This is a genomic window from Bradyrhizobium sp. HKCCYLRH3097, assembly GCF_051167875.1.
In the GTDB taxonomy this organism is placed as follows: domain Bacteria; phylum Pseudomonadota; class Alphaproteobacteria; order Rhizobiales; family Xanthobacteraceae; genus Bradyrhizobium.
In genome coordinates this window covers 389,787-414,732 of sequence record NZ_JBNPTX010000003.1, presented here as the reverse complement: position 1 = coordinate 414,732, position 24,946 = coordinate 389,787, and the positions used below count along the sequence as shown (strand labels likewise).

The 24,946-nt window shown below is 66.7% G+C and carries 21 protein-coding genes and 1 pseudogene; 14 read left to right on the top strand and 8 right to left on the bottom strand.

The window, feature by feature from the left end:
* Positions 1-122 precede the first annotated feature (122 nt).
* Positions 123-329: pseudogene (locus tag ACQR0U_RS10880) on the top strand (tautomerase family protein); the annotation flags it as partial.
* Between the two features lie 166 nt (positions 330-495).
* Positions 496-891 carry a thioesterase family protein gene (locus ACQR0U_RS10875; RefSeq protein ID WP_315713585.1) on the top strand — a complete coding sequence of 132 codons (396 nt, stop codon included), beginning with the start codon at positions 496-498 and terminating at the stop codon, positions 889-891.
* Between the two features lie 10 nt (positions 892-901).
* Here the strand turns inward: ACQR0U_RS10875 and ACQR0U_RS10870 are convergent, their stop codons facing one another.
* Positions 902-1,306, bottom strand: a complete 405-nt coding sequence (locus ACQR0U_RS10870; RefSeq protein WP_434843194.1) for a DUF4864 domain-containing protein — start codon at positions 1,304-1,306, stop codon at positions 902-904.
* 238 nt (positions 1,307-1,544) lie between these two features.
* Here ACQR0U_RS10870 and kynU point away from each other — a divergent pair, with 238 nt between their 5' ends.
* Genes kynU through ACQR0U_RS10855 form a run of 3 tightly spaced genes read left to right on the top strand, consistent with a single transcriptional unit; the run spans position 1,545 to position 4,434 of the window.
* Positions 1,545-2,738, top strand: a complete 1,194-nt coding sequence (kynU, locus tag ACQR0U_RS10865; protein ID WP_315754425.1) for a kynureninase — start codon at positions 1,545-1,547, stop codon at positions 2,736-2,738.
* Positions 2,735-3,574 carry a tryptophan 2,3-dioxygenase gene (kynA, locus tag ACQR0U_RS10860; RefSeq protein WP_315754423.1) on the top strand — a complete coding sequence of 280 codons (840 nt, stop codon included), beginning with the start codon at positions 2,735-2,737 and terminating at the stop codon, positions 3,572-3,574. The genes kynU and kynA overlap by 4 nt, the downstream gene beginning before the upstream one ends.
* A gap of 35 nt (positions 3,575-3,609) precedes the next feature.
* A complete protein-coding gene (locus tag ACQR0U_RS10855) occupies positions 3,610-4,434 on the top strand; it encodes an alpha/beta hydrolase (protein ID WP_316174335.1) in 825 nt (274 codons plus the stop codon).
* 378 nt (positions 4,435-4,812) lie between these two features.
* On the opposite strand, the gene ACQR0U_RS10850 is transcribed toward ACQR0U_RS10855, so the two are convergent.
* The 6 genes from ACQR0U_RS10850 to ACQR0U_RS10825 all read right to left on the bottom strand — a co-directional run bounded on the left by ACQR0U_RS10850 (position 4,813) and on the right by ACQR0U_RS10825 (position 13,891).
* A complete protein-coding gene (locus ACQR0U_RS10850; protein ID WP_316201712.1) occupies positions 4,813-6,408 on the bottom strand; it encodes a gamma-glutamyltransferase in 1,596 nt (531 codons plus the stop codon).
* Positions 6,409-6,545: 137 nt separating this feature from the next.
* Entirely contained in the window at positions 6,546-6,929 is a 384-nt protein-coding gene (locus ACQR0U_RS10845; RefSeq protein ID WP_316165848.1) for a RidA family protein, read from the bottom strand.
* 191 nt (positions 6,930-7,120) lie between these two features.
* The gene (locus ACQR0U_RS10840; protein WP_315713578.1) at positions 7,121-9,454 is read right to left on the bottom strand and encodes an acetamidase/formamidase family protein; all 2,334 of its coding nucleotides are present in this window, start codon (positions 9,452-9,454) and stop codon (positions 7,121-7,123) included.
* Between the two features lie 288 nt (positions 9,455-9,742).
* Entirely contained in the window at positions 9,743-10,984 is a 1,242-nt protein-coding gene (locus ACQR0U_RS10835) for an acetamidase/formamidase family protein (RefSeq protein ID WP_315713577.1), read from the bottom strand.
* A 58-nt stretch (positions 10,985-11,042) separates the two neighbouring features.
* On the bottom strand, positions 11,043-12,683 hold the full coding sequence (locus ACQR0U_RS10830) for an amino acid ABC transporter permease/ATP-binding protein (RefSeq protein ID WP_316191447.1): 1,641 nt from the start codon (positions 12,681-12,683) through the stop codon (positions 11,043-11,045).
* A 317-nt stretch (positions 12,684-13,000) separates the two neighbouring features.
* Positions 13,001-13,891: an ABC transporter substrate-binding protein gene (locus ACQR0U_RS10825; RefSeq protein ID WP_316191446.1), complete on the bottom strand. Its 891-nt coding sequence runs from the start codon at positions 13,889-13,891 to the stop codon at positions 13,001-13,003.
* Positions 13,892-14,345: 454 nt separating this feature from the next.
* On the opposite strand from ACQR0U_RS10825, the gene ACQR0U_RS10820 reads away from it, so the two are divergent.
* From ACQR0U_RS10820 to ACQR0U_RS10795, 6 genes are all read left to right on the top strand, one after another.
* Complete coding sequence (locus tag ACQR0U_RS10820; protein ID WP_316191445.1) at positions 14,346-15,170, top strand: ABC transporter permease; 825 nt, start codon at positions 14,346-14,348, stop codon at positions 15,168-15,170.
* Positions 15,170-16,234 (top strand): ABC transporter ATP-binding protein, encoded by a 1,065-nt coding sequence (locus tag ACQR0U_RS10815; RefSeq protein WP_316191444.1) that lies wholly within the window; start codon positions 15,170-15,172, stop codon positions 16,232-16,234. Before ACQR0U_RS10820 ends, ACQR0U_RS10815 begins: the two co-directional genes overlap by 1 nt.
* A 29-nt stretch (positions 16,235-16,263) precedes the next feature.
* Positions 16,264-17,295 (top strand): ABC transporter substrate-binding protein, encoded by a 1,032-nt coding sequence (locus ACQR0U_RS10810; protein WP_315825354.1) that lies wholly within the window; start codon positions 16,264-16,266, stop codon positions 17,293-17,295.
* Between the two features lie 81 nt (positions 17,296-17,376).
* Complete coding sequence (locus tag ACQR0U_RS10805) at positions 17,377-18,207, top strand: ABC transporter permease (protein WP_315825353.1); 831 nt, start codon at positions 17,377-17,379, stop codon at positions 18,205-18,207.
* 229 nt (positions 18,208-18,436) lie between these two features.
* The gene (locus tag ACQR0U_RS10800) at positions 18,437-20,041 is read left to right on the top strand and encodes an amidohydrolase family protein (protein ID WP_410051831.1); all 1,605 of its coding nucleotides are present in this window, start codon (positions 18,437-18,439) and stop codon (positions 20,039-20,041) included.
* Entirely contained in the window at positions 20,038-21,048 is a 1,011-nt protein-coding gene (locus ACQR0U_RS10795) for a CobW family GTP-binding protein (protein ID WP_316171633.1), read from the top strand. Before ACQR0U_RS10800 ends, ACQR0U_RS10795 begins: the two co-directional genes overlap by 4 nt.
* Before the next feature lie 191 nt (positions 21,049-21,239).
* On the opposite strand, the gene ACQR0U_RS10790 is transcribed toward ACQR0U_RS10795, so the two are convergent.
* Positions 21,240-22,061, bottom strand: a complete 822-nt coding sequence (locus ACQR0U_RS10790; RefSeq protein ID WP_434843193.1) for an IclR family transcriptional regulator — start codon at positions 22,059-22,061, stop codon at positions 21,240-21,242.
* A gap of 176 nt (positions 22,062-22,237) precedes the next feature.
* Between ACQR0U_RS10790 and ACQR0U_RS10785 the strand changes: the two genes are divergently transcribed.
* From ACQR0U_RS10785 to ACQR0U_RS10775, 3 genes are read left to right on the top strand one after another with little or no spacing between them, the layout of a single operon-like run.
* The gene (locus ACQR0U_RS10785) at positions 22,238-23,293 is read left to right on the top strand and encodes an ABC transporter ATP-binding protein (protein ID WP_434843192.1); all 1,056 of its coding nucleotides are present in this window, start codon (positions 22,238-22,240) and stop codon (positions 23,291-23,293) included.
* The gene (locus ACQR0U_RS10780; RefSeq protein WP_316165860.1) at positions 23,290-24,144 is read left to right on the top strand and encodes an ABC transporter permease; all 855 of its coding nucleotides are present in this window, start codon (positions 23,290-23,292) and stop codon (positions 24,142-24,144) included. The genes ACQR0U_RS10785 and ACQR0U_RS10780 overlap by 4 nt, the downstream gene beginning before the upstream one ends.
* Positions 24,145-24,149: 5 nt before the next feature.
* Positions 24,150-24,944 carry an ABC transporter permease gene (locus ACQR0U_RS10775; RefSeq protein WP_315754392.1) on the top strand — a complete coding sequence of 265 codons (795 nt, stop codon included), beginning with the start codon at positions 24,150-24,152 and terminating at the stop codon, positions 24,942-24,944.
* Positions 24,945-24,946 lie beyond the last annotated feature (2 nt).

Genomic DNA, 24,946 nt, shown 5'->3' with positions numbered 1-24,946 from the left:
GGATTCGTCATACGCGGGCTAGACCCGCGTATCCATCTCTTCAAACGACGCCATCGATTTCAGAAGATGGATCGCCGGGGCAAGCCCGGCGATGACGCAGCAGAGACAACAACAGGGAGCAACGAATGCCCGAGATCACCGTGAGCATGGCCGCCGGCCGCACCGACGAGCAGAAGGCCAACATGATGCGCGACATCACCAAGGCGCTGGTGACGCATCTCGGCGTCGATCCGGAAGCGGTGGTGATCCAGATCAACGAGGCGCCGCTGACGCACAAGATGAAGGGCGGCAAGACCTTCGTCGAGCGCCTGGCCGAGCAGAAGAAGTAGTTGGCCGTCGTCCCGGCGAACGCCGGGACCCATACCCCCAGGGAGCGGCTCGAGGCACGCTGGTCATTGGCCCTTCGCCCATCACGACCGCCACGGCGTATGGATCCCGGATCGGCTCGCGCGTGCCGCGCGCTTGTCCGGGACGACAGCACAGTTCGGAGCAGTCATGGACGCACGTGAAATCATCAAGCCGGGCATGCGCGCCGAGCGCCTGCTGGTGGTGCCGCCGGAGCGCACCGTCGGGCATTTCGTGCCGCACATGCCGATGGTCTATGCGACGCCGATGATGATCCTGGAGATGGAGATGACGTCGGGCGACGCCATCAACCCGGCGCTGCCGCCGGGCTGGGTCACGGTCGGCACCGAGGTCAACGTCCGCCATCTCGCGGCCTCGCCGGTCGGCGCGACCATCCGCACGGTCGCCGAGGTGATCGAGGTCGAGCGCCGCGTCATCCGCTTCTCGGTCGAGGCCTATCATGGCGACGTGAAGATCGGCGACGGCCGCCACGGCCGCGGCCTCATCAATGTCGAGCAGTTCAAGAAGCGCTTCGGCGTGACGTAGCCGCTCAGCGCTAGACCGACTGGCCCGTCTTCAACAGCGAACAGCCGGTGATCCTGAGGCTGCCGTCGGGCTGGGTCCGCAACGTGTACAGAGCCTCCCACGCCTCGCCTTCGGCATCGACGATGTGCACGCGCTGCGCGATGCTGCCGTCCTCGACCTGCGCGGCGCCGAATTCGAAGCTGCGATGGCGATAGACCGGCGGATAGCCGCTTTTGACCATGCTCATGAAGATCTCGACGCTCGGAAACAGCGCCTGGATCTCCGGCGCGGCTTGGGCATAGGCGGTCGCTCCGTCGTCGCGCGCCAAAGCCTGTTCCTGGGCGCGAATGACGCTCTGCGCCGCGCTGGCGTCGGCAGCCTCGGCAGGGTGCATCAGCTGCGCCATCAGCAGGACGAGCGGCACCAGAATGCGCATGTTGGGCTCCATCGGCAGTTCAGATCGATCTATCATGCGCCACGCGCCGCCCGTGACAAGCCTGCCGTGGCGCGTCAATGTCACCGGCCGGCGGCGATCGACCGGCTGGATTGTGTCGCCATCGTCACGTCTTCGCGAGCCATGCGGCCCGCGCGGTGCCGGTCGCGATGGGACCGGCTTGATCTGGCCCGACCCGGCGCGAATCATGCATTCAGGCCGTGAACGAAGCAGGAGCCGCATGACCGATTTTTCCAGGACCCGATCGCTCTTCACGATACCTGAAGGGGTCATCTATCTCGATGGCAATTCGCTCGGCGCGCTGCCGTCGGCCGTGCCCGCCCGCGTTGGCCGCATGATCGAAGCGGAGTGGGGACAGGAGCTGATCCGCGGCTGGAACACCGCCGGATGGATGGTGCAGCCGCGCCGGGTCGGCGATCGCATCGCCCGGCTGATCGGGGCCGCGCCCGGCACGGTCGTGATGGGCGATACGCTCTCGATCAAGGTGTATCAGGCGCTCGCCGCGGCGCTGTCGCTCAATCCGGGCCGCCGCGTGATCCTGTCCGACAGCGGCAACTTCCCGTCCGATCTCTATATGGCGCAGGGCCTGGTCCGCATGCTCGGCGACCGCGCCACCTTGAAGGTGGTCGAGCCCGAGCAGGTGGAGGCGGCGATCGACGACAGCGTCGCAGTGCTGATGCTGACCGAGGTGGATTACCGCACCGGCCGCATGCACGACATGGCCGCGCTGACGAAGAAGGCGCACGCGGCCGGCGCGCTCACGGTGTGGGACCTCGCGCATTCCGCCGGCGCCGTGCCGGTCGACCTCGCCGGCGCCGAGGCCGACTTCGCGGTCGGCTGCACCTACAAATATCTCAATGGCGGGCCCGGCGCGCCGGCCTTCATCTATGTCGCGCCGCGTTACGCAGACATCGCGCCGCCGGCGTTGTCCGGCTGGATGGGGCACGAGGCGCCGTTCGCCTTCGATCTCGACTACCGCCCCGGCGGCGGCATCGAGCGCATGCGCATCGGAACGCCGCCGATCATTGCGCTCGCCGCGCTCGATGCCGCGCTCGACGCCTGGGACGGCGTGTCGATGCCGGACGTGCGCGCGGCTTCGATCGCGCTGTCGGAATTGTTCATCGCCGAGGTCGAGAAGCGCTGTCCGTCGCTGACCTTGGCGTCACCGCGTGATGCGACGCAGCGCGGTAGCCAGGTGTCGTTCCGCCACCCGGACGGCTATGCGATCATGCGCGCGCTGATCGCGCGCGGCGTGATCGGCGACTTCCGCGCGCCGGACGCGCTGCGCTTCGGCTTCACGCCGCTCTATATCGGCGAGGCCGAGGTGCGCGGCGCCGTGGGCATCCTCGCGGAGGTCCTCGACAACAGTCTGTGGGACAGGCCCGACTATCGCCAGAAGGAGCTCGTGACGTGAGCAGCGCGCCCTACGATCCCGCCACCGAGGGTGCGCGGATGAACTTCAAGGGTCGGATGTCCTATGGCGACTATCTGATGCTGGATCGCCTGCTCGATGCGCAGGCGCCGCTCTCGACCGCGCATGACGAGCTGCTGTTCATCATCCAGCACCAGACCTCCGAATTGTGGATGAAGCTCGCGATCCACGAGATCAAGGCGGCGATGGCCGCGATCGCCAAAGACGACGTGCAGCCGGCGTTCAAGATGCTGACACGGGTGTCACGCATCTTCGAGCAGCTCAACGGCGCCTGGGACGTGCTGCGCACGATGACGCCGAGCGAGTACACGTTGTTCCGCGACAAGCTCGGCGAGTCCTCCGGCTTCCAATCGTTCCAGTATCGTTCGATCGAATTCCTGCTCGGCAACCGCAATCTCGCGATGCTGCGCCCGCATGCCCATCATCCGGAGCTGACCGCCGAGCTGGAAGCGATCCTGGCGAAGCCCAGTCTGTACGACGAAGCGCTGCGGCTGTTGGCGCGGCGCGGCTTCTTCACCGGCGCCGACGGCCAGCGCACCGACTGGCGCGGCACGCGCGCTGAGAGCGCGGAGGTCGCGGCGGCCTGGACCAGCGTCTACCGCGATCCGCAGCGGCATTGGGAGCTGTATGAGCTCGCCGAGAAGCTGGTCGATTTCGAGGATTATTTCCGCCGCTGGCGCTTCAACCACGTCACCACGGTGGAGCGCATCATCGGCTTCAAGACCGGCACCGGGGGCACCAGCGGCGTCAACTATCTGCGCAAGATGCTGGAGATCGTTTTGTTCCCCGAACTCTGGAAGCTGCGCACCGGGCTGTGAGCCCGCGCGCACATCAATCCGATCAGGAGATCCTCATGCTCTATGCCGTCAAGGACTGGGACAACGCTTACGCCAACGGCCCGAACATCGCCGGCGGCGAGCGCTGGCCCGGGCTGTGGGTGGCGCCGGCGGAGAGCTATCGCGCCGACATGGTGGGGCAGGGCCGTGCCAAGCTCGACATCGCCTATGGCGCGCATGACCGGCAGCGCCTCGATCTGTTCCTGCCGGAGGGGGCGCCGAAGGGGCTCGTCGTGTTCGTGCATGGCGGCTATTGGATGCGGCTGGACAAGAGCTTCTGGTCGCATCTTGCGCGGGGGCCTATCGCGCGCGGCCATGCCGTGGCGATGCCGTCGTACCGGCTGTGTCCCGAGGTCGGCATCGCCGATATTTCGACGGATGTGGCGCAGGCCATCGCGCGCGCGATGGACGAGGTCGCAGGTCCCGTGGCTTTGACTGGCCACTCCGCCGGCGGCCATCTCGTCAGCCGCATGATCTGCCGCGGCGCGCCACTGCCGCCCGAGCGACAGGGGCGCATCACCAGCGTGGTCTCGATCTCCGGCCTGCACGATCTGCGCCCGCTGCAGCGGACCGCGATGAACGAGACGCTGCACATCGACGACGCCACGGCTGCGAAGGAGAGCCCCGCGCTGCTGGTGCCGATCGATCACGTCAAGGTCACTGCCTGGGTCGGCGGCGCCGAGCGCAACGAATTCCGCCGCCAGGCCCAATTGCTCGCGAATATCTGGATCGGGCTGGGGGCGACGACCGCGTATGTCGAGGCGCCGGATCGGCACCATTTCGATGTGATCGATGAACTGGCGGATGCGGAGAGTGGGTTGGTGCAGGCGCTGGTGGGGTGATCTCAAGTAGCGTCGATTGCAGCGCTCGCCCCGTGCTCCGTGCATGCGTTCTGCGGTGACGGCGCAGCGACCTCATCTCCCCTCCCCCTTGCGGGGAGGGGTTGGGGGTGGGGGTCCCCGGGCGCTGAACTTGACTACGTGCGCTGTCGATATTTCCCAGGATGCGAGTCCATTTGAAGCGCGGATCAGGATATCCGCTTGCGACGTGCCGGAAGCGCGTCCTGCGTCAACGATGGTGATGGTCTTCGCGGAGCCGCGGAGCTTCAGCGCTCCTCACATCGAGCGTGACTCGTGGACCCCCACCCCCGACCCCTCCCCGCAAGGGGGAGGGGAGTCCACCGTCATCGTGGCGATATCTCGAATCCGGCGCTGACCTCCTCACCGCTCCGCCACCGCATCGCCCCAGGCGTGGAAGATTTCCGTCGCGCCGCTGTTCACGTCGCCGTCCCGCATCACGATGCTGGGGCAGGCGAACTTCATCGGCATGGTTTGCACCGGCGCCGGCACGGTCTCGAACTTCGCTGTCAGCACGTCCATCACCTCCGCCGGCAGCCGGGTGTCGGCGCCGACCACGTCACCTTCGCTGGCGTCGATGCGCGGCTGGTGGATCGCCGTATCGAGATCCATGCCAAAGTCCATCACGAAGGACAGCATCTGTGCCACGGCGGGCAGGATGCGGCGGCCGCCGGAGGCGCCGAGGGCGAGGCGACGGCCATCGGCGGCCTGCGCCACCACCGGCGTGTAGTTGGTGAGGCAGCGCTTGCCCGGAGCCAGCGAGTTCGTGGTGCCGGGCGTCGGGTCGAACCACATGATGCCGTTGTTCATCATGATGCCGCTCTGCGGCGCCTGGAATTTCGAGCCGAAGCCCGACAGCAGCGTCTGCGTCACCGCCGCCATGTTGCCGTCGCGGTCCACCACCGAATAGTGCGTGGTGCAGGCCGGCGCGAGATATTCGGCGCCAAGCGCGCGCTTGCCAGGCGCATCGCCCATGTCGTTCAGCCGTTCGCGGTACGCCGACTGCACCGCCTCGGCATAGGCGATGAACGTGCTTGCATCCGGAGCCTTGCCCGATGCCGTCACGCGCGCCTGCATCAGCCGCAGCGCGTGAGCCAGCGTCGGGCCGGCCGTCAGCTCCGGCGTCGCGAACACCGTGCCGCCGCGATAGGGGATGCGCAGGGGATCGCGGACATGCGCCTCGAACGCGGCGAGGTCATCCACCGAGAGCGCGCCGCCGGCGGCCTGGATGTCGCGGGTCAGCGAGCGGGCGATGTCGCCGCGGTAGAAGTCGCGCGCGCCGGCGCTGGCAAGATGTGCCAGCGTCGCCTTCAGCTGCTCCTGCGGCAGCCGCGTCACCGCCTTGGCGCCCCATTGCGGATTCGGCGGCAAGCCATCCTTCAGATAGGCCGCGGCGCTGCCGGGATAGCGGCGCAGGTCGGCGGCGCAGCTCGAGATCATCACGGTGGTCCACCAGTCCACCAGCAAGCCCTCGGCGGCGAGCTTCACGCTCGGCGTGACGAGATCCTGCCACGGCAGCCGCGCGTAGCGGCGATGCGCCGCCTCCATGCCCGCGACGACGCCGGGCACTGCGATCGCGCCGGGGCCGTGCAGATTGCGGTCGTCCTTGACGCGGGGCCAGGGAAAGATGTCTGCCGCGACGCTGCCGTCATTGGCCAGCGGATAGTCCGCGGCATCAAGGCTGTCGGGCGCGCGCATGCCGTAGTCGATCACCTCGACGTGGTTGTCCCTGGCGCGGTACAGCAGCATGGCGCCGCCGCCGCCGAGGCCGCTCATCCATGGCTCGAGCACGCCGAGCGCAAAGCCGGTCGCCACCACGGCATCGACGCAGTCGCCGCCTGCGGCCAGCACCTCGGCCCCGACCTCGGCGGCGCGCCGTGACTGCGCCGCGACAATGCCGCCCTTGCTGGTCACCGCCGGCTTGCGGATCTGCTGACGATTGGAAAACTGGTACGGCATGGCACTCCCCGATCCCGCCTGATGGTCCGGCGAATTGACACCGCCGGGCCTCGGCACACAATCGGCAACAGCGGGACGCTCCCCAGCCCGGATCGAATGACGGGGCCTCGCGTTGAGGAGATGTTTACCAATGGGTACTATGGTCTTCGGCAGACCAGATCGATCTCGATCAGCGCGTCATAGGCCAAGCCGGTGACGCCGACGCAGGTGCGGGCCGGCAGCCGGTCCGGCGGGAAGAATGAACGATAGGTTTCATTCATCGCCGCGTAATCCCGCTTGAACTCGGTCAGGTAAATCCGAGACATCACAATATGTTCGAGGCCAAGGTTGAGACCTTGGAGGATGTACTTCAAGTTCTGCATCACCGCCTTCGTCTGATTCACGATCCCCTCCGGCAGCACGCCCGGCGCCTCCGGCGAGTCCGGCATCTGGCCGGTGACGAACACGAAGCCGTCGGTTTCGACCGCGTGGCTGAACGGCGCCACCGGCCTGGTCGCACCGGAGATCATGTGGAACTGCATAGGGATGGTCCTTTGTTCGGGGCTCGCTCGAAACACAACAACCGTCGTCATTGCGAGGAGCGAAGCGACGAAGCAATCCAGGGCCGAGCGTGACGCCCTGGATTGCTTCCGCCTTCGCTCTTCGAGCTTCGGCGGACAAGTCGCTTCGCTCGCAATGACGGAATTCCGGGACGCAGCGATTGGATCGAGAGTCAGCCCGCATCCTCGAACAGCCGCTTGCTCAGGATCGCGTGCACGCCCCAATTGCCGTCGACGACCTGCGTGACGCCGAAGTCCACCGCCGCCGACATCAGCGCGACCGCCTCGTCCTCGCTGAGGCCTTTGATGTGCATCAGGAAGCGGCGCATCTTGCGGAAGGCATCCTTCATCGCGAGGTCGAGCGAGGAGGTCGCGTAGACCTCGCTTTGGCCTTGCGCGCCGAACTCGGCGAGATAGTTCGGGTGGCTGAAGCCGGTCAGCACCCAGTCGGTCGCGGTCTCGATCAGCGGGTAAGAGAGATCGGCGAACGGCTGCCCCGCGAGCTGCGCCTTCTTGTGCAGGATGACCTGAAACGTGCCAGTCATCGAGCATTCAATCGCCGTGCCGCCGAGCTCGCCGTCGCCTTGCGTGGCGTGGGGGTCGCCGACCGACAGCAGCGCGCCGGGAACCGCGACGGGGAGATACACGGTCGCGCCCTTGCCCAGCCGCCAATTGTCAAGATTGCCGCCGAAATAGGACGGCGGAATCGAATCGACGAAGTCGACCTCGCGCGGCGCCACCGCGATCACGCCGAAATGCGGCCGCAGCGGAATGCGGATGTTGTCGAGCACGCCGTGGCGGCGCTTGATGCTGCCGGGCGCCACCGGCACACCGGGATAGTCGTAGGTCGCGTGGACGACTCCGGCCGGATCGGTCTGCGGCTCCCAGCGGTAGGAATAGAGCGCGCGCGCATGCGGCTCGGGATCGCCGGCAAAGATCTCGTAGATCGTCACCGCCTCGCGCGGCGCCGGTGCTGCAATCAGTTCGTTGTAGTGATAGCCCCACCACGCCGCGACGCTGGAGCCGAACACACGGCCTTCATGCGTCCTGCTCTTGCTTGGCCGCGGCACGATGTCGAGGATGCGAACTTCGAGCACGTCGCCGGGCTGCGCGTCCTTGATCGCGACCGGGCCGGTGCAGATGTGGACGCCAAAGCCTTCGCCGGCGCCGCGGCCGAACACGCTGGCGTCCATCGGACCGGCGCCGCGGCGGTCGACGTTCTTCTTGGCCTTGGTCCAGCCGAACACGCTGAGCGCAGCGGCATCGCCTGCGATCATCAGCTCGGGATCATCGGAGGCATGCTGGGTCAGCGTCTCCACCGTGATCGTGTCGCCGGATGCGATTTCGATCTGCGGCGGCAGCGAGCGGCTGAAATAGCCCCAATGCACCCGTTCGGCCGACACCGCGAGATGATGGTGATGCCGCCGCGCATCCTGGTCGTTGGCCGGCGCGGGTAGGGCGATGTCGCTCCTGGTTGACGCCGGCCTCTCGCAGACGCGCTGCTGCGCCAGCGCGTCCTGCGGCCAGCCGCGCTGGCCGCGCGGAGTCGCCGACGTGATCGCCTGCTCGGCCTTCTGCTGCCGGAACTCGCGCGGCGACAGGCCGAAGCGGGCGCGGAAGCTGCGGCTGAAATGTGCCGAATCGGCGAAGCCGTAGCGATAGGCGATCTCCGAGATCGAATGGTTGGCTTCGGCCGGATTGGACAGGTCGGTCCAGGCCCGCTGCAGCCGCCGTTCCCTCACGTAGTGACTGAAATTATCACCAGCGCCTTCGAACAATTTCTGCAGATAGCGCTCTGAGATGCCTTCGGCCTGGGCCACCCGCGCCGGCGTCAGCTCGGCATCGTCGAGCCGCCGCTCGATGGTCTGGCAGATCCGGTGAAGGATCGCGGCCTGCGTCGCGCTGCTGCCGGCCTCCGTTGCCGGCACCGCTTGTTGATGGGCGAGCGTCAGCAGCAGATCGACCAGGCTCTGTGCGACCGTGCTCCATTCGGCATCGCTGAGGGTTTCGAGCGCCCGCGCGGTGGCCTCGATGGTGCGGCAGACCACGTCGGCAAGACCGCTCGGCGCGATCACCTGGGGCCTGGCCAATTTCAGCTTGCCGCTGATGCGGCCATGCAGGGCGTCCGCCGTCACCGACAGCACGATCGCGCGCAGGTCGCGCTGGAAGGCGATCCCCCAGTCTCCCGTGCGCGGCAGCAGCATCAGATGCCCCGCGGGCACGATGCGGTGGCTGTCGCCGCTCCGGAGCACGGCGCCGTCCTCGATCGCCAGCAGCACGATCGGCAGGTCTTCGTGGGGCTGCGGAACCGCAGTGACCACCTGCGCGCCGGCCGACAGCCGCGAGAGCGCGATGCCCGGCGCATGGCGATGCGAGGCGGTGGCATGGCCATCATAGAATGGCGTCTTCGCCGCGGGCTGCAGCCCGACCGCATTCAGCACGTCGCGCCACGCCTCCGGACGCTCGCCCTCGGAATAGGATTCGCTGGTGAACGGACGAAAACTCATGGCACGCCCCGGGTCCGGGAACGCGAAGCAACCCCCGTGCCAGATGAGCTTGACCGTTTGTCGTTTTGGCATCGGCGTTTCGGTGCGCGTCAGTCGTCGGCTCCTGGTGTCGTTGTCGCTGGGGCTGTCGCCGCGCGCGCGGTCTGTTCCCCTCCCCCTTGCGGGGAGGGGTTAGGGGTGGGGGTCCACAGCGGCGGTGTCGCTTGGGGCGCCCCCACCCCGACCCTCCCCCGCAAGCGGGGGAGGGAGCGCACCTTGCGCTGGGCGAGAGGGTGCCCGACGTCGACCTCACTCACACCGGAACACGTTCTTGCGGATCGTGCCATGCACGCCCCAATTGGCGTCCACCACCTGGGTGACGCCGAAATCGGCGCCGACCGACAACAGCGAGATCGCCTCGTCCTCGCTGAGATGATGCACCGTCATCAGGAAGCGGCGCAGCTTGCGGAAGGCGTCGCGCATGGCGCGGTCGAGGCTGGAATGGTTGGCGATCTCGGTCTGCGCATTGGCGCCGAGTTCGGCGAGATAGTTCGGATAGGTGAAGCCGTAGACCGACCAGGCGTCGTTGGTCTCGAGCAGCGGATGTGTGAGGCCTTCGAGCTGGGTGCCGCCGAGATCGTTCTTCTTGTGCAGGATGAACTCGAAGTCGCCGGTGAGCGAGGTCTCGATCGCGGTGCCGCCGAGCTCGCTGTCACCTTGCGCGGCATGAGGATCGCCGACCGAGAAATAGGCGCCGGGCACGGCGACCGGATAGTACATCCGCGCGCCCTTGCCGATGCGCCAGTCGTCGATGTTGCCGCCGGTGTAGCTCGGCGGGATCGAGGACACGTAGTCGGCTTCCGATGGCGCGAGCCCCATCGTGCCAAAATGCAGCCGCGCCGGCACCTTGATGCCCGGCATGATGTTCTCGCGCTTCCTGATCGTCGCGTGGTCGACCGGCACGCCGGGATAGTCGATGGTCGGATGCACAATGCCGTCGGGGTCGGTCTGCGGCGTCCAGACGTAGTTGTAGACCGCCCTGGCGAACGGCTCCCCCGCGGTGTCCAGCTCGTAGATGGTGATGACCTCGCGCGGCTTCGGCTCCTCGATCAGGTCGTGATAGTGAAAGCCCCAATTGGCGGCGGCGTTGGAGCCGAAGCATCTGCCGGCATGGCAGCCGCACTGGCTCGGCCGCGGCCTGATGTCGAGGATGCGCACCTCCAGCACGTCGCCGGGCTCGGCGCTCTCGATCGCAACCGGGCCGGTGAGCAGATGCACGCCGATGCCCTCGCCGGAGCCGCGGATGAACGGGCCTTCGGTCGGGCCGGAGCCGCGCCGCGCGACGGCCTTGTGCTCCCTCGTCCACTTGAACACGCTCTCGGCGCCGGGATCGTCCTTGATCATGCGCTCGTAGTCGTCGTTGGCGTGATGCGTCAGCGTCTCGATCGTGGCGCGGTCGCCGGAGCGCAAGGTGAGAGCCGGTGTCACCACCTTGGAAAAATATCCCCAATGGATGGTCTTCGGGGACACCGGCAGCAGATGGTGCTTCATACAAGGGCCTCATGAAAGATCGGACGCGAGATTGTTGATGTTGACGTGAAGGATGAACTCATGCGACCGCATCCTTCGGCCGCTCGGCGTCCATCACCGAGAGGAAGCGCGCAGTCAGCGGGTGACGCGGATTGGAGAGCACCTCGTGCGCCGGACCCTGCTCGAGAATGACGCCGCCGTTGAGGAAGGCGACGCGGTCGGCGACCTCGTCGGCGAAGCGGATCTGATGCGTGGAAATGATCATGGTGAGCCCATCGTCGATGGCGAGCCGGCGGATCACCTCCAACACCTCGCCCACGAGCTCGGGATCGAGCGCTGAGGTCGGCTCGTCCAGCAGCAGCACGCTCGGGTTCGGCGCCAGCGCGCGGGCAATCGCCACGCGCTGCTGCTGGCCTCCGGACAGATGGCGCGGCAGCGCATCGGCGCGATGCGACAGGCCGACGCGGTCGAGCAGCTCCGCCGCGCGGCGCTCGGCCTCGAAGCGGCCCAGGCCGTGCACCCAGCGCAAGGGACCTGCGACATTTTCCTTCGCGGTGAGATGGCCGAACAGGTTGAACTGCTGGAACACCATGCCGACGCCGACGTTGGCGCGCTCATTGGCGATCGCGCGCGGCGACAGCTTGCGGCCGGCCTCGTCAAAGCCGAGCTTGCGGCCGCCGACGCGGATCTCACCGGAATCCCAGTTCTCCAGGTGATTGATGCAGCGGAGCAGCGTGCTCTTGCCGGAGCCTGAGGGGCCGAGCAGCGCGATCACCTCGCCGATGCGCACGGTGAGATCGAGCCCGTCGAGCACGGTGTGGCCGTCATAGGCCTTGCGCAGCCCGGTGACCTCGACGGCGACATTGTTGCGGGCGACCGTCGCCGCGCGCCTGGCGCGATCCTCGATCGACAGCGCTAGCCGCGGCGTTTCTTTCAGTTCGGCGGGCTCCGGCGGCGCGGCCTCGATGGCAGGGGCTGTTTTCTCGGCGAGTTCCAGCTTCGTCGCGTGGCCGATGCGGCGCCAGGGTAGCAATAGCGCAAGGTAGTCCGCCAGCTTGCGCTGCTTCGCCGTGCGGTCGAGATCGAGCAGCCATTCCAGCGCGAGCTGGATGACGCTGATCGCGCCGGTCAGCACGAGATAGATGAGACCCGAGGCGAAGAAGATCGAGAAGAAGTCGAAGGTGGACGACGCGAGCTGCGTCGAACGCAAGGTCAATTCCTGCACCGCGATGACGGAGGCGAGCGAGGAGTTCTTCAGCGCGCTCACGGCCTCGTTGCCGAAGGCGGGGATCATGGTGCGGATCGCCTGCGGCGCGATGATGCGGCGCATCAGCACTGATGGCGTCATGCCGAGCGCCTGGGCGGCCAGGAGCTGGCCGCGATCGACGCCGAGCACGCCGGAGCGCAGCATCTCGGCGATGAACGGCGCCTCGTTGCAGGCGAGTGCGAGGCCCGCCGCCAGCACCGCCGGCAGCTTGATGCCGATATGCGGCAGCGCGTCGTAGGCGAACACCATCTGCAGGATCAGGGGTGTGCCGCGGAAGATCACGGTGTAGCCGCGTGCGATCGCCGCCAGCAGCCAGAACCGGCTGAGCTGCATGGCCGCGAGGACGAGGCCGAGGATTAGTCCGCCGATCAGGCCGAGCGCGGTGACCTGCAGGGTCAGCTCGATGCCCTGTATCATGTACGGCATGCTGAGATAGTGCAGGAAGAGGGACATGAGGGGGCGGCCTGCTGGATGCGTAGGGTGGGCAAAGGCGCGACGCGCCGTGTCCACCGTGGTGTTCGGGAAGAAATACGGTGGGCACGCTTCGCTTTGCCCGCCCTACGAAGTTGCCTCGCGCACGAGTCGCCAAGTAACTGGTGCGCTCCCTCTCCCCTTGTGGGGGAGGGGTGGGGAGGGGGTACCCAGCAAAGATTCATCGTGTGGACCCCCACCCCGACCCCTCCCCGCCTAGCGAAGCTCCGCTTCGCGCGAGGGGAGGGGAGCGCAGCGCGCGCGCGGCCGCGGTTCCGCCTTGAGACGATTACGAGGCATTAGTCCGCCGTGAGAATATCCGGCTCCTTGAAGTTCGCCGGATCGAGCTGCCACTTCTTCAGCAGCTCCTGATGGATGCCTTCCTTCTGCACCTCGATCAGCGCGGCCATGACGGCGTCGCGGAACTTCGGCTTGTCCTTGGGAACGGCGATGCCGACCGAATAGGGGATGGTGACCGCGATCGCCTTTTCGAGCTTGTCCGGATAGGCCTTCACCGCCTGGTCGACCGTGTTGACGTCGTTGACATAGGTGTCGGCGCGCCCGGCCAGGATGGCTTGGATACAGTTGGCGTTGTTGTCGTAGAGCTGGATCGTCGGCTCAGGCTTTCCGGCTTCCTTGCATTTCGGCGCGAGATCCTGGATCAGCGGTACCTCGACGTAGCCGGTGTTCTCGGCCGCAGCCGCGCCGCACATCGACAGGTTGATGCCGTTGATGCCCTTCGGGTTGCCCTTGGCGACCAGCACGCCGTCGAACACCTTGGAGTAGGTGATGAAGTCGGCGGCCTTGGCGCGCTCCTTGGTGGCGTAGATGTCGGAGATGACGATGTCGGCCTGACCGCTCGCCAAGGTCGTCAGCAGCGCGGCGAAGGTCACCGGCTTGTAGGTCAGCTTGAAGCCGAGACAGTCGCCGATGGCCTCGCCGAGATCGATGTCGAAGCCGACATATTTGCTCGGGTCTTTCGGGTTGATCGACTCATAGCCCGGCGTGTGCGGATTGATCGCGTTGACCAGCGTCTTGCCCTTCCAGTCCGGATATTTCTCCTTCAGCGCCGCGCAGCCCGCGGGCGTCGCCGCCTGCGCGTCGATGGGGGCGAGAAGTCCCGCCGCGATGATGACGCCGAGCGCGGCAAGCCACGCCCGCCGCGCTCCAGTGAATAGCCTCGTCTGCATGTTGCCAGCTCCTTCGAACGATGATGTCGCGCTGGTCCGGCGGTGCATTGGTGCCGTCGCCCCGGTCCAAGCTCGAAGGCAAGCTTAGGTGCGGGCCTGCGCGGATGGCTTGTCCGTGGGCGCACAAAATATTGGATCGTGCCGGTGCAAGAATTGAGCACGCATTGCTCAAATCCGCGCCGTTGCGACGGACCGTCGCGCAGGCGTCAAGTCCGCCTGCTCGGTCCTCGAAGATTCCGAAAGTCGGAAATCGAGCGCGCCGGCGACGGTTTCACGTGCGCACGGGGCTAGCGCCAAGATGGCGCTGCCGCCGCATCACGCGTCAGGATCGCCGCGTCGCTGCGCCCATGCGAATGTGCATTGCGATAACTCGTGGCCCAGGCTTGGCGGCAGCGGAGCTCCCGACTACGATGCCGCCGCACAAGTTGCTGATCTGTTTGTTGAGGTGTCTGCAATGCCGTTCCGTTTTACGGGACAAATGTCACTCGGCCATTTCGCAGTGCGGACACTGATCGTCACAGCCTATGCCGTCATCTTCGCGCCCGTCGTCATGATCGTCGTGACCAGCTTCTTCGCGCAGGAGATCGTGAGCTTTCCGCCGCCGGGCCTGTCGCTGAAATGGTACGCGAACGCGCTGAGCAAGCCGGAATTTCTGCGTGGCCTCGTGACCAGCTTCCAGGTCGCGCTGCTCGCGACCGCGATCGGCGTGCCCATTGGCACTGCGGCGGCGCTTGCCATCGTGCGCGGCGAGTTCCGTGGCCGCCAGGCGCTGTCGTCGTTCCTGCTGGCGCCGCTGGCCGTGCCCGGCGTCGTCGCCGGCTCCGGCCTCTACATGTTCTATGTGGTCGCCGAGGACCTGCTCGACCGCGACATCAAGGCAACCACGGAAGGGCTCGTCGCGGCGCATACGCTGCTGGCGATTCCGTGGACGGTGCGGCTCGTGGTCGCCAGCCTGCAGGGGCTCGACCGTGCCGCCGAGGAGGCCGCCGCCAATCTCGGCGCCAGCCCGTTCACGGTGTTCCGCCGTATCACCCTGCCGATGATGCGCTCCGGCATCGTCGCCGCGGCGATGTTCTCCTTCATCCAGAGCTTCGAGAATCTCGATCTGTCGATGCTGCTGGTCGGTCCCGGCCGGATCACCTTGCCGGTTGCGATGCTGAACTACCTCGAATTCCGCATCGATCCGACGCTCGCCGCGGTCGCCACTGTGCAGATCGCGCTGGTTGGCATTCTGATGGTGGTGACCGACCGCTTCGTCAAGCTGTCGCGGGTGGTGTGATGGCGCAGCTCACCCTGGAGAAGCTGACCAAGCGCTTCGGGACGTCGATCGGCGTGGAGGGGCTCGATCTCGCCGTCGGCGAGGGCGAGCTGGTCGCGCTGCTCGGACCCTCCGGCTGCGGTAAGACGACCACCTTGCGCATGGTCGCGGGCTTCCTGCCGGCCACGAGCGGCCGCGTGCTGTTCGACCGCGAGGACGTGACGCATCTGCCGGCCTACAAGCGTGCGACCGGCATGGTGTTCCAGTCCTACGCGCTGTTTCCGCACATGAGCGCAGCCGACAATGTCGGCTTTGGTCTGGAGATGCGCGGCATCGGTGCCGCCGAGCGCAAGACGAAGATCGAGGAGGCGCTCAGGCTGGTGCGGCTGTCGCATCTCGCCGACCGGCTGCCGCGGCAATTGTCGGGCGGGCAGCAGCAGCGCGTCGCGCTGGCACGGGCGCTGGTGATCAATCCGCGCATCTTCCTGCTCGACGAGCCCCTGTCCAACCTCGATGCCAAGCTGCGCGCCGAGGTGCGGCTCGAGATCCGCGCGCTGCAGCAGCGGCTCGGCCTGACCACCTTGATGGTGACGCATGACCGCGAGGAGGCGCTGACCATGGCCGATCGCCTCGTGGTCATGGAGGGCGGCCGCGTGCGCCAGATCGGCACACCGCAGGAGCTGTATGATTCGCCCAGGGATGCCTTCGTCGCCGACTTCGTCGGCCGTTGCAACATCCTGGCCGGCCGGCGTGCGGACGCCAATAACTTCCGTACCAGCGCCGGCCTGCTGTTGCCGGTCGATGTCGCCAGCGGCGAGCGCGACGATGCCGATGCTTTCGCGCTGCGGCCTGAACGCATTGCAGTGGTGGCCGGTGAGTCCGGCGAGGTGCGCGGCCGCGTGCTGGCGATCACCTATATGGGCGCGCAGAGCGAATATGTGGTGGCGATCGGCGACGAGACGCTGGTGGCCGTCAGGCCAACGCCCGACGCGAGCGAGCCGCTGGCAACACTCAAACCGAACGATCCCGTGTCCCTGCAGTGGGACCGCAAGGTCCCGCGTCTCGTGCCGCAGACATCTTCGTAACGCATCCATCCACAGCGAGAGGTTCTCCCATGATTTCGCGACGACATTTTCTCTCCGCCAGCGCCGGCGTCGCCGCGCTGGCCTCCGGCATGCCCACTGCCCGCGCCGAAGGCGGACAGGTCGTGGTCGGCACCTGGGGCGGCGACTACGGCCAGTTGCTCTCCGACATCATCGATAAGCCGATCATGACGCCGAAGGGGTTCGAGATCGTGCAGGACGTCGCCAACGCCGATCCGCGCAAGACCAAGCTGCTGGCCGAGCGACAGAGTCGCCGCGGCTCGATGGACGTGTCGTGCCTGTCCGACAACGATACCTACATCGTGTCGCAGTCGGACGTGTTCGAAAAGGTCGATGCAGCCCAGGTGAAGCGGCTCGACAAGGTGTTCCCGGAGCTCAAGAGCGACATCGCGATCCCGCACATCTATTCGGCGCAGGTCATCCTCTACAACACCAACCAGGTGAAGACGCCGCCGCAATCCTTCGCCGATCTGTGGGATCCGAAATGGCGCGGCCGCATCGGTCTCGCCGACATCCTCTATCCCAACAACACGCTGGCCGCGGCGCTCGCCGGCGGCGGCGGCGTCAGCAATCTCGATCCGGCCGAGAAGAAGCTGATGGAATGGCGCTCGCTCGACGTGAAGATCTATCCGTCGAACGAGGCGCTGGCGGCGGCGCTGAAGTCGGAGGAGGTCTGGATCACTACGATGTGGCTTGCCCGCGGCTTCATGTGGAAGAAGTCCGGCATTCCGCTCGCCCATGTCGTGCCGAAGGAAGGCACGCCGGCGATCGTGTTCCAGGCCGCGGTGCCGAAGAACGCCAAGAACAAGGCCGGCGGTTTCGCCTATCTCGACGCGATGCTGGACGCCAAGGCGCAAGGCGGCTTCGCCGACAAGATGGGCTATGTCCCGACGGTCACCGATGCGCCGCTGCCGGAGGATCTCGCCAAGCAGGTCAGCCTGACCGAGGCCGAGCGCGCGCGGCTGCTGAAGCCGGACTATGCCTATGCCGCCGGGCGCTCGCAGCGTACGCTCGACTTCTGGAACAAGGAGTTCAAGGCGTAAGTCTTGAATGATGCGCTCCTGCGGCGAGGCCGCAGGAGCCGTGGCTGAACAGCCGACACTTTCGCAATCGGAGCTCGCGCGATGGCGCTGCTGGTCGTTCCTGCCTGTCTGCTGGTCCTGGCGCTGCTGGTCGGGCCGATGATCCTGATGTTCCGGATCTCGCTCAACCAGTTCAGCCCGACCCAGTTGATGATGCAGGCGCTGTCGCCGGACAACTACGTCAAGGCCGCGACCGATCCGTACTACCAGCAGATCATCCTGGCCACGCTGGGCATCGCGCTGCTGTGTACCTTGCTCACGCTGATTCTCGCCTTTCCGGCGGCCTATTGGCTCGGCCGCATGGAGAGCCGCTGGAAGAGCCTGGTCGTCATCGCGACCCTGTTTCCGCTGCTGGTCGGCAATGTCGTGCGCTCGGCCGGCTGGATGGCGCTGTTCGCGCGCGACGGGCTCGTCAACACGGTTCTGATGAAGCTCGGCCTGATCTCCGCGCCGCTGGAGATCATGTACACGACCAAGGCGGTCATCATCGGCATCATCGCCGTCGTGCTGCCCTACATGATCCTGACGCTGTCCGCGGTCATCGAGAGCATCCCCCGCGACCTCGAATATGCCGCCGCCAATCTCGGCGCCTCAGGCGCGCGCGTGTTCTGGCGGGTGATCCTGCCGCTGTCGGGTCCCGGCGTCGCCGCCGGCTCGATCCTGGTGTTCGTTTTGTGCATGAACACCTATGCAACGGCGGTGCTTCTCGGCGGCCCGCGATTCAAGATGATGGCGCCTGCCGTGTACGACCAGTTCGTGCGCGGCAACAACTGGCCGATGGGCGCCGCCCTCGCCTTCATGCTGCTGGCGGTGACCATGGCCTTCACGGTGTTCGGCAGCGTGGCGTTCGCGCGGAAGTACAGGGCGGGGTGACGGTAGACGCCGTCATTGCGAGAAGCGCAGCGACGAAGCAATCCAGACTTGCTTCCTGGCCCTGGATTGCTTTGCTCCGCTCGCAATGACGGGAAGACGATGCGTAGGGTGGGCAAAGGCGCGCAGCGCTGTGCCCACCATCTTGGAAGAAAGCAGACGCATGGTGGGCACGCTGCGCTTTGCCCACCCTACGGTCTCAAATGGAGGACACGCCGTCGTGACGGAACAGATGCTCCCTGGCGATGAGCTCGCCTTCATCCGGAACAAGGGCGCGGCGCCGATCGTGCCGAAGGCGACGACGCGGGATCGCGGGATCGGGCCGTTCAAGCGGCTGGCGCTGCGCAGCGCCACTGTCATCGACGGCACCGGGGCGCCGCCGATCGGGCCGGTCGACATCATCGTCGAGAACGGCCGCATCGTCAGCATCAAGAAGATCGTCGGCTATGGCTATGCCGGCACCCCCGGCGAGCCGGCCGATCACGAGATCGACTGTCGCGGAAAATGGGTGACGCCGGGCTTCGTCGACTGCCACGCCCATGCCGGCGTTGCCTATCACTCCGCCAATGGCTGGGTGCCGCCGGTCGACTACGTCTACAAGCTCTGGCTGGCGCATGGCGTCACCACGGTGCGCGAGATGGGCTCGATGAACGGGCTGTCCTGGATGCTCGACCAGAAAGAGCGCGCCGAGAACAACACGATCGCCGCGCCGCGGCTGCTCGCCTATGCCTATTTCCCGGCCGTCAACGACATGGTCAAGACGATCTACACGCCGGAGCAGGGGCGCACCTGGCTGCGTCAGGTCAAGGAGCGCGGCGCCGACGGCATCAAGTTCTTCGGCGCGCCGCCCGCGATCATGGAAGCCGCGCTCGACGAGTGCAAACAGATCGGCCTGCGCACCGGCTGCCATCACGCCCAGATGGCGGTGTCGCGCATGAACGCGCTGACCACGGCGCGCTGGGGCCTGACCAGCGCTGAACATTACTACGGCCTGCCGGAGGCGCTGTTCGAGGATCGCGTGATCCAGAACTTCCCGCTCGACTACAACTACACCGATGAATATTTCCGCTTCTCGGTCTCGGGGCAGATGTTCAAGCAGGGCGCCGAGCCCGGCTCGGCCAAGTGGAACGAGGTGCTGGAGCAGTTCCTGGAGATCGGTTTCACCTTCGTGCCGACCTTTACGATCTACGACGCCAACCGCGACCTGATGCGGGCGCGCCAGGCCTATTGGCACAAGGAGTACACTTGGAAGTCGATGTGGGACTACTTCACGCCGCAGCGCGGCGGCCACGGCTCGTACTGGTATCGCTGGTCGACCCAGAACGAGATCGAGTGGAAGGAGAACTACCGGCTCTGGATGGCGTTCATCAACGAGTACAAGAACCGCGGCGGCCGTGTCTGCACCGGATCGGATTCCGGCTTCATCTACCAGATCTTCGGCTTCGGCTATGTCCGCGAGCTCGAGTTGCTGCAGGAGGCCGGCTTCCATCCGCTGGAGGTGATCCGCTCGGCGACATCGCAGGGCGCAGCACTCTGCGGCCTGCAGGACGAGATCGGCACCATCGACATCGGCATGCGCGCCGACATGCTGGTCCACGACCACAATCCGCTGACCGATTTCAAGCTGCTCTACGGCACCGGCGCGATGCGCTTCAACGATGCGACCAATGCAGTCGAGTGGCATCGCGGCCTGAAATTCACGATCAAGGACGGCATCATCTACGACACCGAGGAGCTGCTCGCCGACGTCCGTGAGCTGGTCAAGGCGAGCTGGGAGAGCGACGTGCCGGAGAAATACGCCGCCAAGGATAAAGACAAGGACGCCGCGGCGCCATGAGCGTCGGCATCATCGACTTCTTCGTCCTGACCGGCTTCCTCGGATCGGGCAAGACGACGCTGCTCCGCGATGTGCTGAGCGCGGAGACGGCGTCCGACACGGCCGTGATCGTCAACGAGGCCGGCGAGGTCGGGCTCGATGGCGTGCTGCTGCGCGAGAGCGGCGATGACGTGCCGCTGGCGATGCTGTCGAACGGCTGCGTCTGCTGCCAGGTCGGCAGCGATCTCGCCTTCACCATCGACCGCCTGATCATGGCGCCGCGGCCCGCCGGCCTGCCGCCGTTGCGCCGGATCATCCTGGAGACCTCGGGCCTGTCGATGCCAGGACCGGTGCTGCGCCAGCTCGCGACCTTGGCCGAGCACCGCATGCGCGTCGTCGTCGTCGCGACCTACGATCTCACGCGCGGCCTGGACGTCGCGACGTTCGAGGAGGCCGCGGCCCAATGGGCCGCGGCACATCGGATCATTGCAACCAAGGCGGATCTTGCGCCGGAGGGGCTGACCGATGCGCCGGTGGTGATCGCGCAGCTCAATCCAGTCGCGAAGGCCGTCGCCAACGCGGATCGCGCCGCTGTGGTGTCGGCGGCCTTTGCGCCGCTTACGGCGTCCCCGCCGCTGCGCGACGTCGCGCCTGATCTCGCCGCCGCGCATCCGCGCCTCGCGCTCTGCCTGGTCCGGCCGCGCCATGAGATCGGCTATGCCGATCTCGCCAGTTGGCTGGACAACGTCGCGGGTCGGCTCGGCGAGCGCCTTCTGCGCATCAAGGGGCTCGTCAAGGTGCAGGAAGCACCGCGCCCATTGCTGGTCGAAAGCGTCGGCACGGTGTTCTCGCCGCCACGCCAACTGACCGTCGACAAGCCCCCAGCGCCCTTCATCGTCGTGATCGCGCGCGACATTGCCCGCGATGAGCTCGAACAGGTCGAGCCGATGGGGTTGTTCACGTTCTCCTGGCGGGAGCCCGAGCGCGGAGCAGCGAGGGGCGGCATCCGCGCGGAGTGGGTGACCTAGGCGGTTGTCTCGGTTGGACAGCACGAGAGGACTTGGCGTCATTCCGGGGCAATCGTGCACACGTGACGGCGTGTGCGCGATTGAACTCGGAATCTCGAGATTGTTGGAAACGAACGCAAGGCAACGTCGGGATTCCGGGTTCAAGGCCTGCGGCCTTGCCCCGGAATGACGGTGGTCGTGATGGAGAAGGACTAATTCCCCCCGATCGTGCTCAAGCTCCGTGATGGATAGCGCAAAGCCACGTCGAACGGGTTGAGCTTGCCGGCCAGCACCTGCGCCTCGCCCTGCAGGATCTTGACCACATGCGGCAGCCGGTCCGCGTTCAGCCGCTCCGCCAGCGTGCCCACGCTGAGCGCCGCCACCGCGCGGCCCTGCGCGTCGAGCACGGGCACGCCGACGCCGGCCATGCCGGGAATGAGGCCGGTGCTGGTATTGACCCAGCCTTGCGCGCGCGCCTGCGCCAGCGCACTGCGCAGCGAGGCCTCGTCGAGGAAGCCGCGATCGAGCAGGCGCGGGATGTTGAAGCGGATCACGGCCTCCTGCTCGTCCTCGGGCAGGTTGGCGAGAATCGTGAGGCTGCCCTGGCCAAGCCCGAGCGGCACCTTGCCGCCGATGTCGCCGGTGAAGGAGCGGATCGGAAACGGTCCTTCGACGCGGTCGAGGCAGACCGCATCGAAGCCGTTGCGCACCAGCAGGAAGATCGTGTCGCTCAAGGTCGCCGACAGCCGCAGCAGCGCCGGCCGCGCCGCCTCGCGCAGGCCGCTGGCTTGGCCGGCGCGTGCGGCGAGCACGTAGAAGTCGAGCGCCAGGCGATAGCGCTTGCCGGCGGCCTGCTCGGCAAAGCCCTCCGCCACGAGGTCCTGCAGCATGCGGTGCGCGGTCGGCTGGCTGCAGCCCGCGGTCTCCGCGATGTCCTTCAGCCGCAGCCCGTCGGGGTCGCCCTCGGCGAGGATGCGGAGCAGCTTCAGGGCCCGGCGAAGGCTGGAGGACGAATCGGTGTCGGCTGTCGTCATCTGATCGGTGAATGTTGGCGTCGAATTCGTCACATGGATTTCATATAGCAGAATATCAGATAGATAAATTCAGGATATCGGAATTCATGATTGACCGTCTGCGTGGCCCGCCGGCATGAAAGAGCCCCAGGGCGGCAATCCCGGGCGATGACAGGAAGCCTCCCGCGCGAGGACGCATGGGTTTCCTGACGCTGGACGGTTTGACGAAGCTCTACGGCGATGTCGCTGCGGTCAGCGACGTCAATCTCAGCGTCGCCAAGGGCGAGTTCATCTCGCTGCTCGGCCCCTCCGGCTGCGGCAAGACCACGACGCTGCAGATGATCGCCGGCCTGGTCGAGCCGACGTCGGGGCGCATCACGCTCGACGGTCGCGACATCACCCACGAGAAGCCCGATCGCCGCGGCCTCGGCATCGTCTTCCAGAGCTACGCGCTGTTTCCGCACATGACGGTGGCGCAGAACGTCGCCTTCGGACTCGAAATGCGCAAGGTGATCAGGGCCGAGCGCGAGGCGCGCGTCAAACAGGCGCTGGCGCTGGTGCAACTCGCCGCGCTCGCCGACCGCTATCCACGCCAGCTCTCCGGCGGGCAGCGTCAGCGCGTCGCGGTGGCGCGCGCGCTCGTGATCGATCCGCCGGTGCTGCTGCTCGACGAGCCGCTGTCCAATCTCGACGCCAAGCTGCGCGAGGAGATGCAGTTCGAGCTGCGCGGCATCCAGCAGCGCGTCGGCACCACCACGATCATGGTGACGCACGACCAGAGCGAGGCGCTGTCGATGAGCGATCGCGTGGTGGTGATGGAGCAGGGCCGCATCATGCAGATCGACGCGCCCTATCGGCTCTACGAAAATCCGGCGACGCCGTTCATCTCCTCCTTCGTCGGCAAGATGAACCGGCTGTCCGGCGTGCGGCGCAGCGGCGGCGTCGAGATCGGCGGGCGCTTGCTGCCGTGCGAGGGGGCTGACCTCACCGACGGCACGGCCGCCGTGCTCGCGATCCGGCCGGAGAAGATCGGCCTGACAGCTCCCGGCGCCGGCGTGCTCGATGGCCGCATCAAAGCGCGCTTCTTCCTCGGCAGCACCTGGTTCTTCACCGTGGAGACGCCCGCCGGATTGATCGGCGTCGCCCTGCCCAATGCGGGCGAGGAGCCGGCGTGCGAGGGCGATCAGGTCGGTCTCGCCTGGAGCAGCGCCAGCGCACGCGCGTCGAAGCCCGACGGAGCGCAGTCGGCATGAGCGGCACGCGCGCGACGACACCATGGCTGCTGGCGGCGCCGGGCGCGCTGCTGTTCACCGCATTGGTGGTCGTGCCGCTCGGGCTCACCCTGGCGCTGTCGTTCCACGTCTATGACGCCGCGACCGGCGTCAAGGACGAGACCACGCTGGCGCACTACATCGGCATCCTCTCCGACAGCTACTTTCTCAATATCTTCTGGCGCACGCTGCGGCTCGCCGCGCTGACCACGCTGATCTGCGCCGTGATCGGCGCGCCCGAGGCCTACATCCTGGCGCGCATGCGCGAGCCCTGGCGCTCGGCGTTCCTGCTCGCGATCATCGGCCCGCTGCTGGTTTCGGTCGTGGTGCGCGCCTTTGGCTGGAGCATGCTGCTCGGCCCCACGGGCCTCGTCAACGAGGCCTTCCGTGCGCTCGGGCTCGGCACGGTCAGGATCCTCTACACCGAGACGGCCATCGTCATCGCGCTCGTCCATGTGATGCTGCCGTTCATGGTCATCCCGGTCTGGACCTCGCTGCAGAAGCTCGATCCGATGGTCGAGGCCGCCGCCTGGACGCTCGGCGCCTCGCGCTTCACGGCGCTGCGCCGCGTAGTGCTGCCGCAGGTGACGATGGGGCTGCTGTCGGGCAGCCTGGTGGTGTTCGGACTTTCGGCCTCGGCCTTCGCGATCCCCGCGCTGCTCGGCGGCCGGCGGCTGAAGATGGCGGCGACGCTGGTCTATGACGAATACATGCACGAGCTGAACTGGCCGCTGGGGGCCGCCATCGCGATTCTCGTGCTGGTGATCAATCTCGTCATCATGCTGGCCTATCAGCGCGTCGTCGAGGCGCGCGCCAGGCGGATGTTGGGGTGAGCGGCATGCGCCACAACGGTCCGATCGCCCTGGTCTTTCATGCGCTCGTTACTGGCTTCGTGCTGGCGCCGCTCATCGTGATCTGCCTCGTCGCGTTCACGCCAGCCAACACGTTGACATTGCCGACCACGCAGGTCTCGCTGCGCTGGTTCACAGCCGTGTTCGCGCATCCGGATTTCGTCGCCTCCTTCCTCAACAGCCTGTGGGTTGCGGCAACAGCCGCGACGATTGCGGTCGTGCTCGCGGTCGCCGCCGGCCTCGCGCTCGATCGCTACGACTTCCGCGGCCGCGCGGCGCTGAACGCGCTGTTCCTGTCGCCCCTGATGATCCCGCATCTCGTGCTCGGCGTTGCGCTGCTGCGGCTGTTCGCGCTGCTCGGCGCCACCGGCAGCCTGCTGTGGCTGACCGCAGGTCACATTGTCGTCGTCACGCCTTATGTGCTCCGCTTGGTTCTGGCCGCCCTGTCCGGCCTCGACCGCAGCGCCGAGCAGGCGGCGGTGACCCTGGGCGCTTCCGGCTGGATCGTGTTCCGCCGCATTACCGTGCCGATGATTTTGCCCGGCATCACCGGCGGCTGGCTGCTTGCCTTCATCAACTCCTTCGACGAGCTCACGATGTCGATCTTCATCACCTCGCCCGCCACGATCACCCTGCCGGTGCGCATGTACATGTACGCGACCGAATCGATCGACCCGATGATGGCCGCCGTATCGGCGCTGATGATCGCGGTGACGGCGGCGGCGATGCTGCTGCTCGACCGCATCTTCGGCCTCGACAAGATCCTCGTGGGCCAAGGCTGACA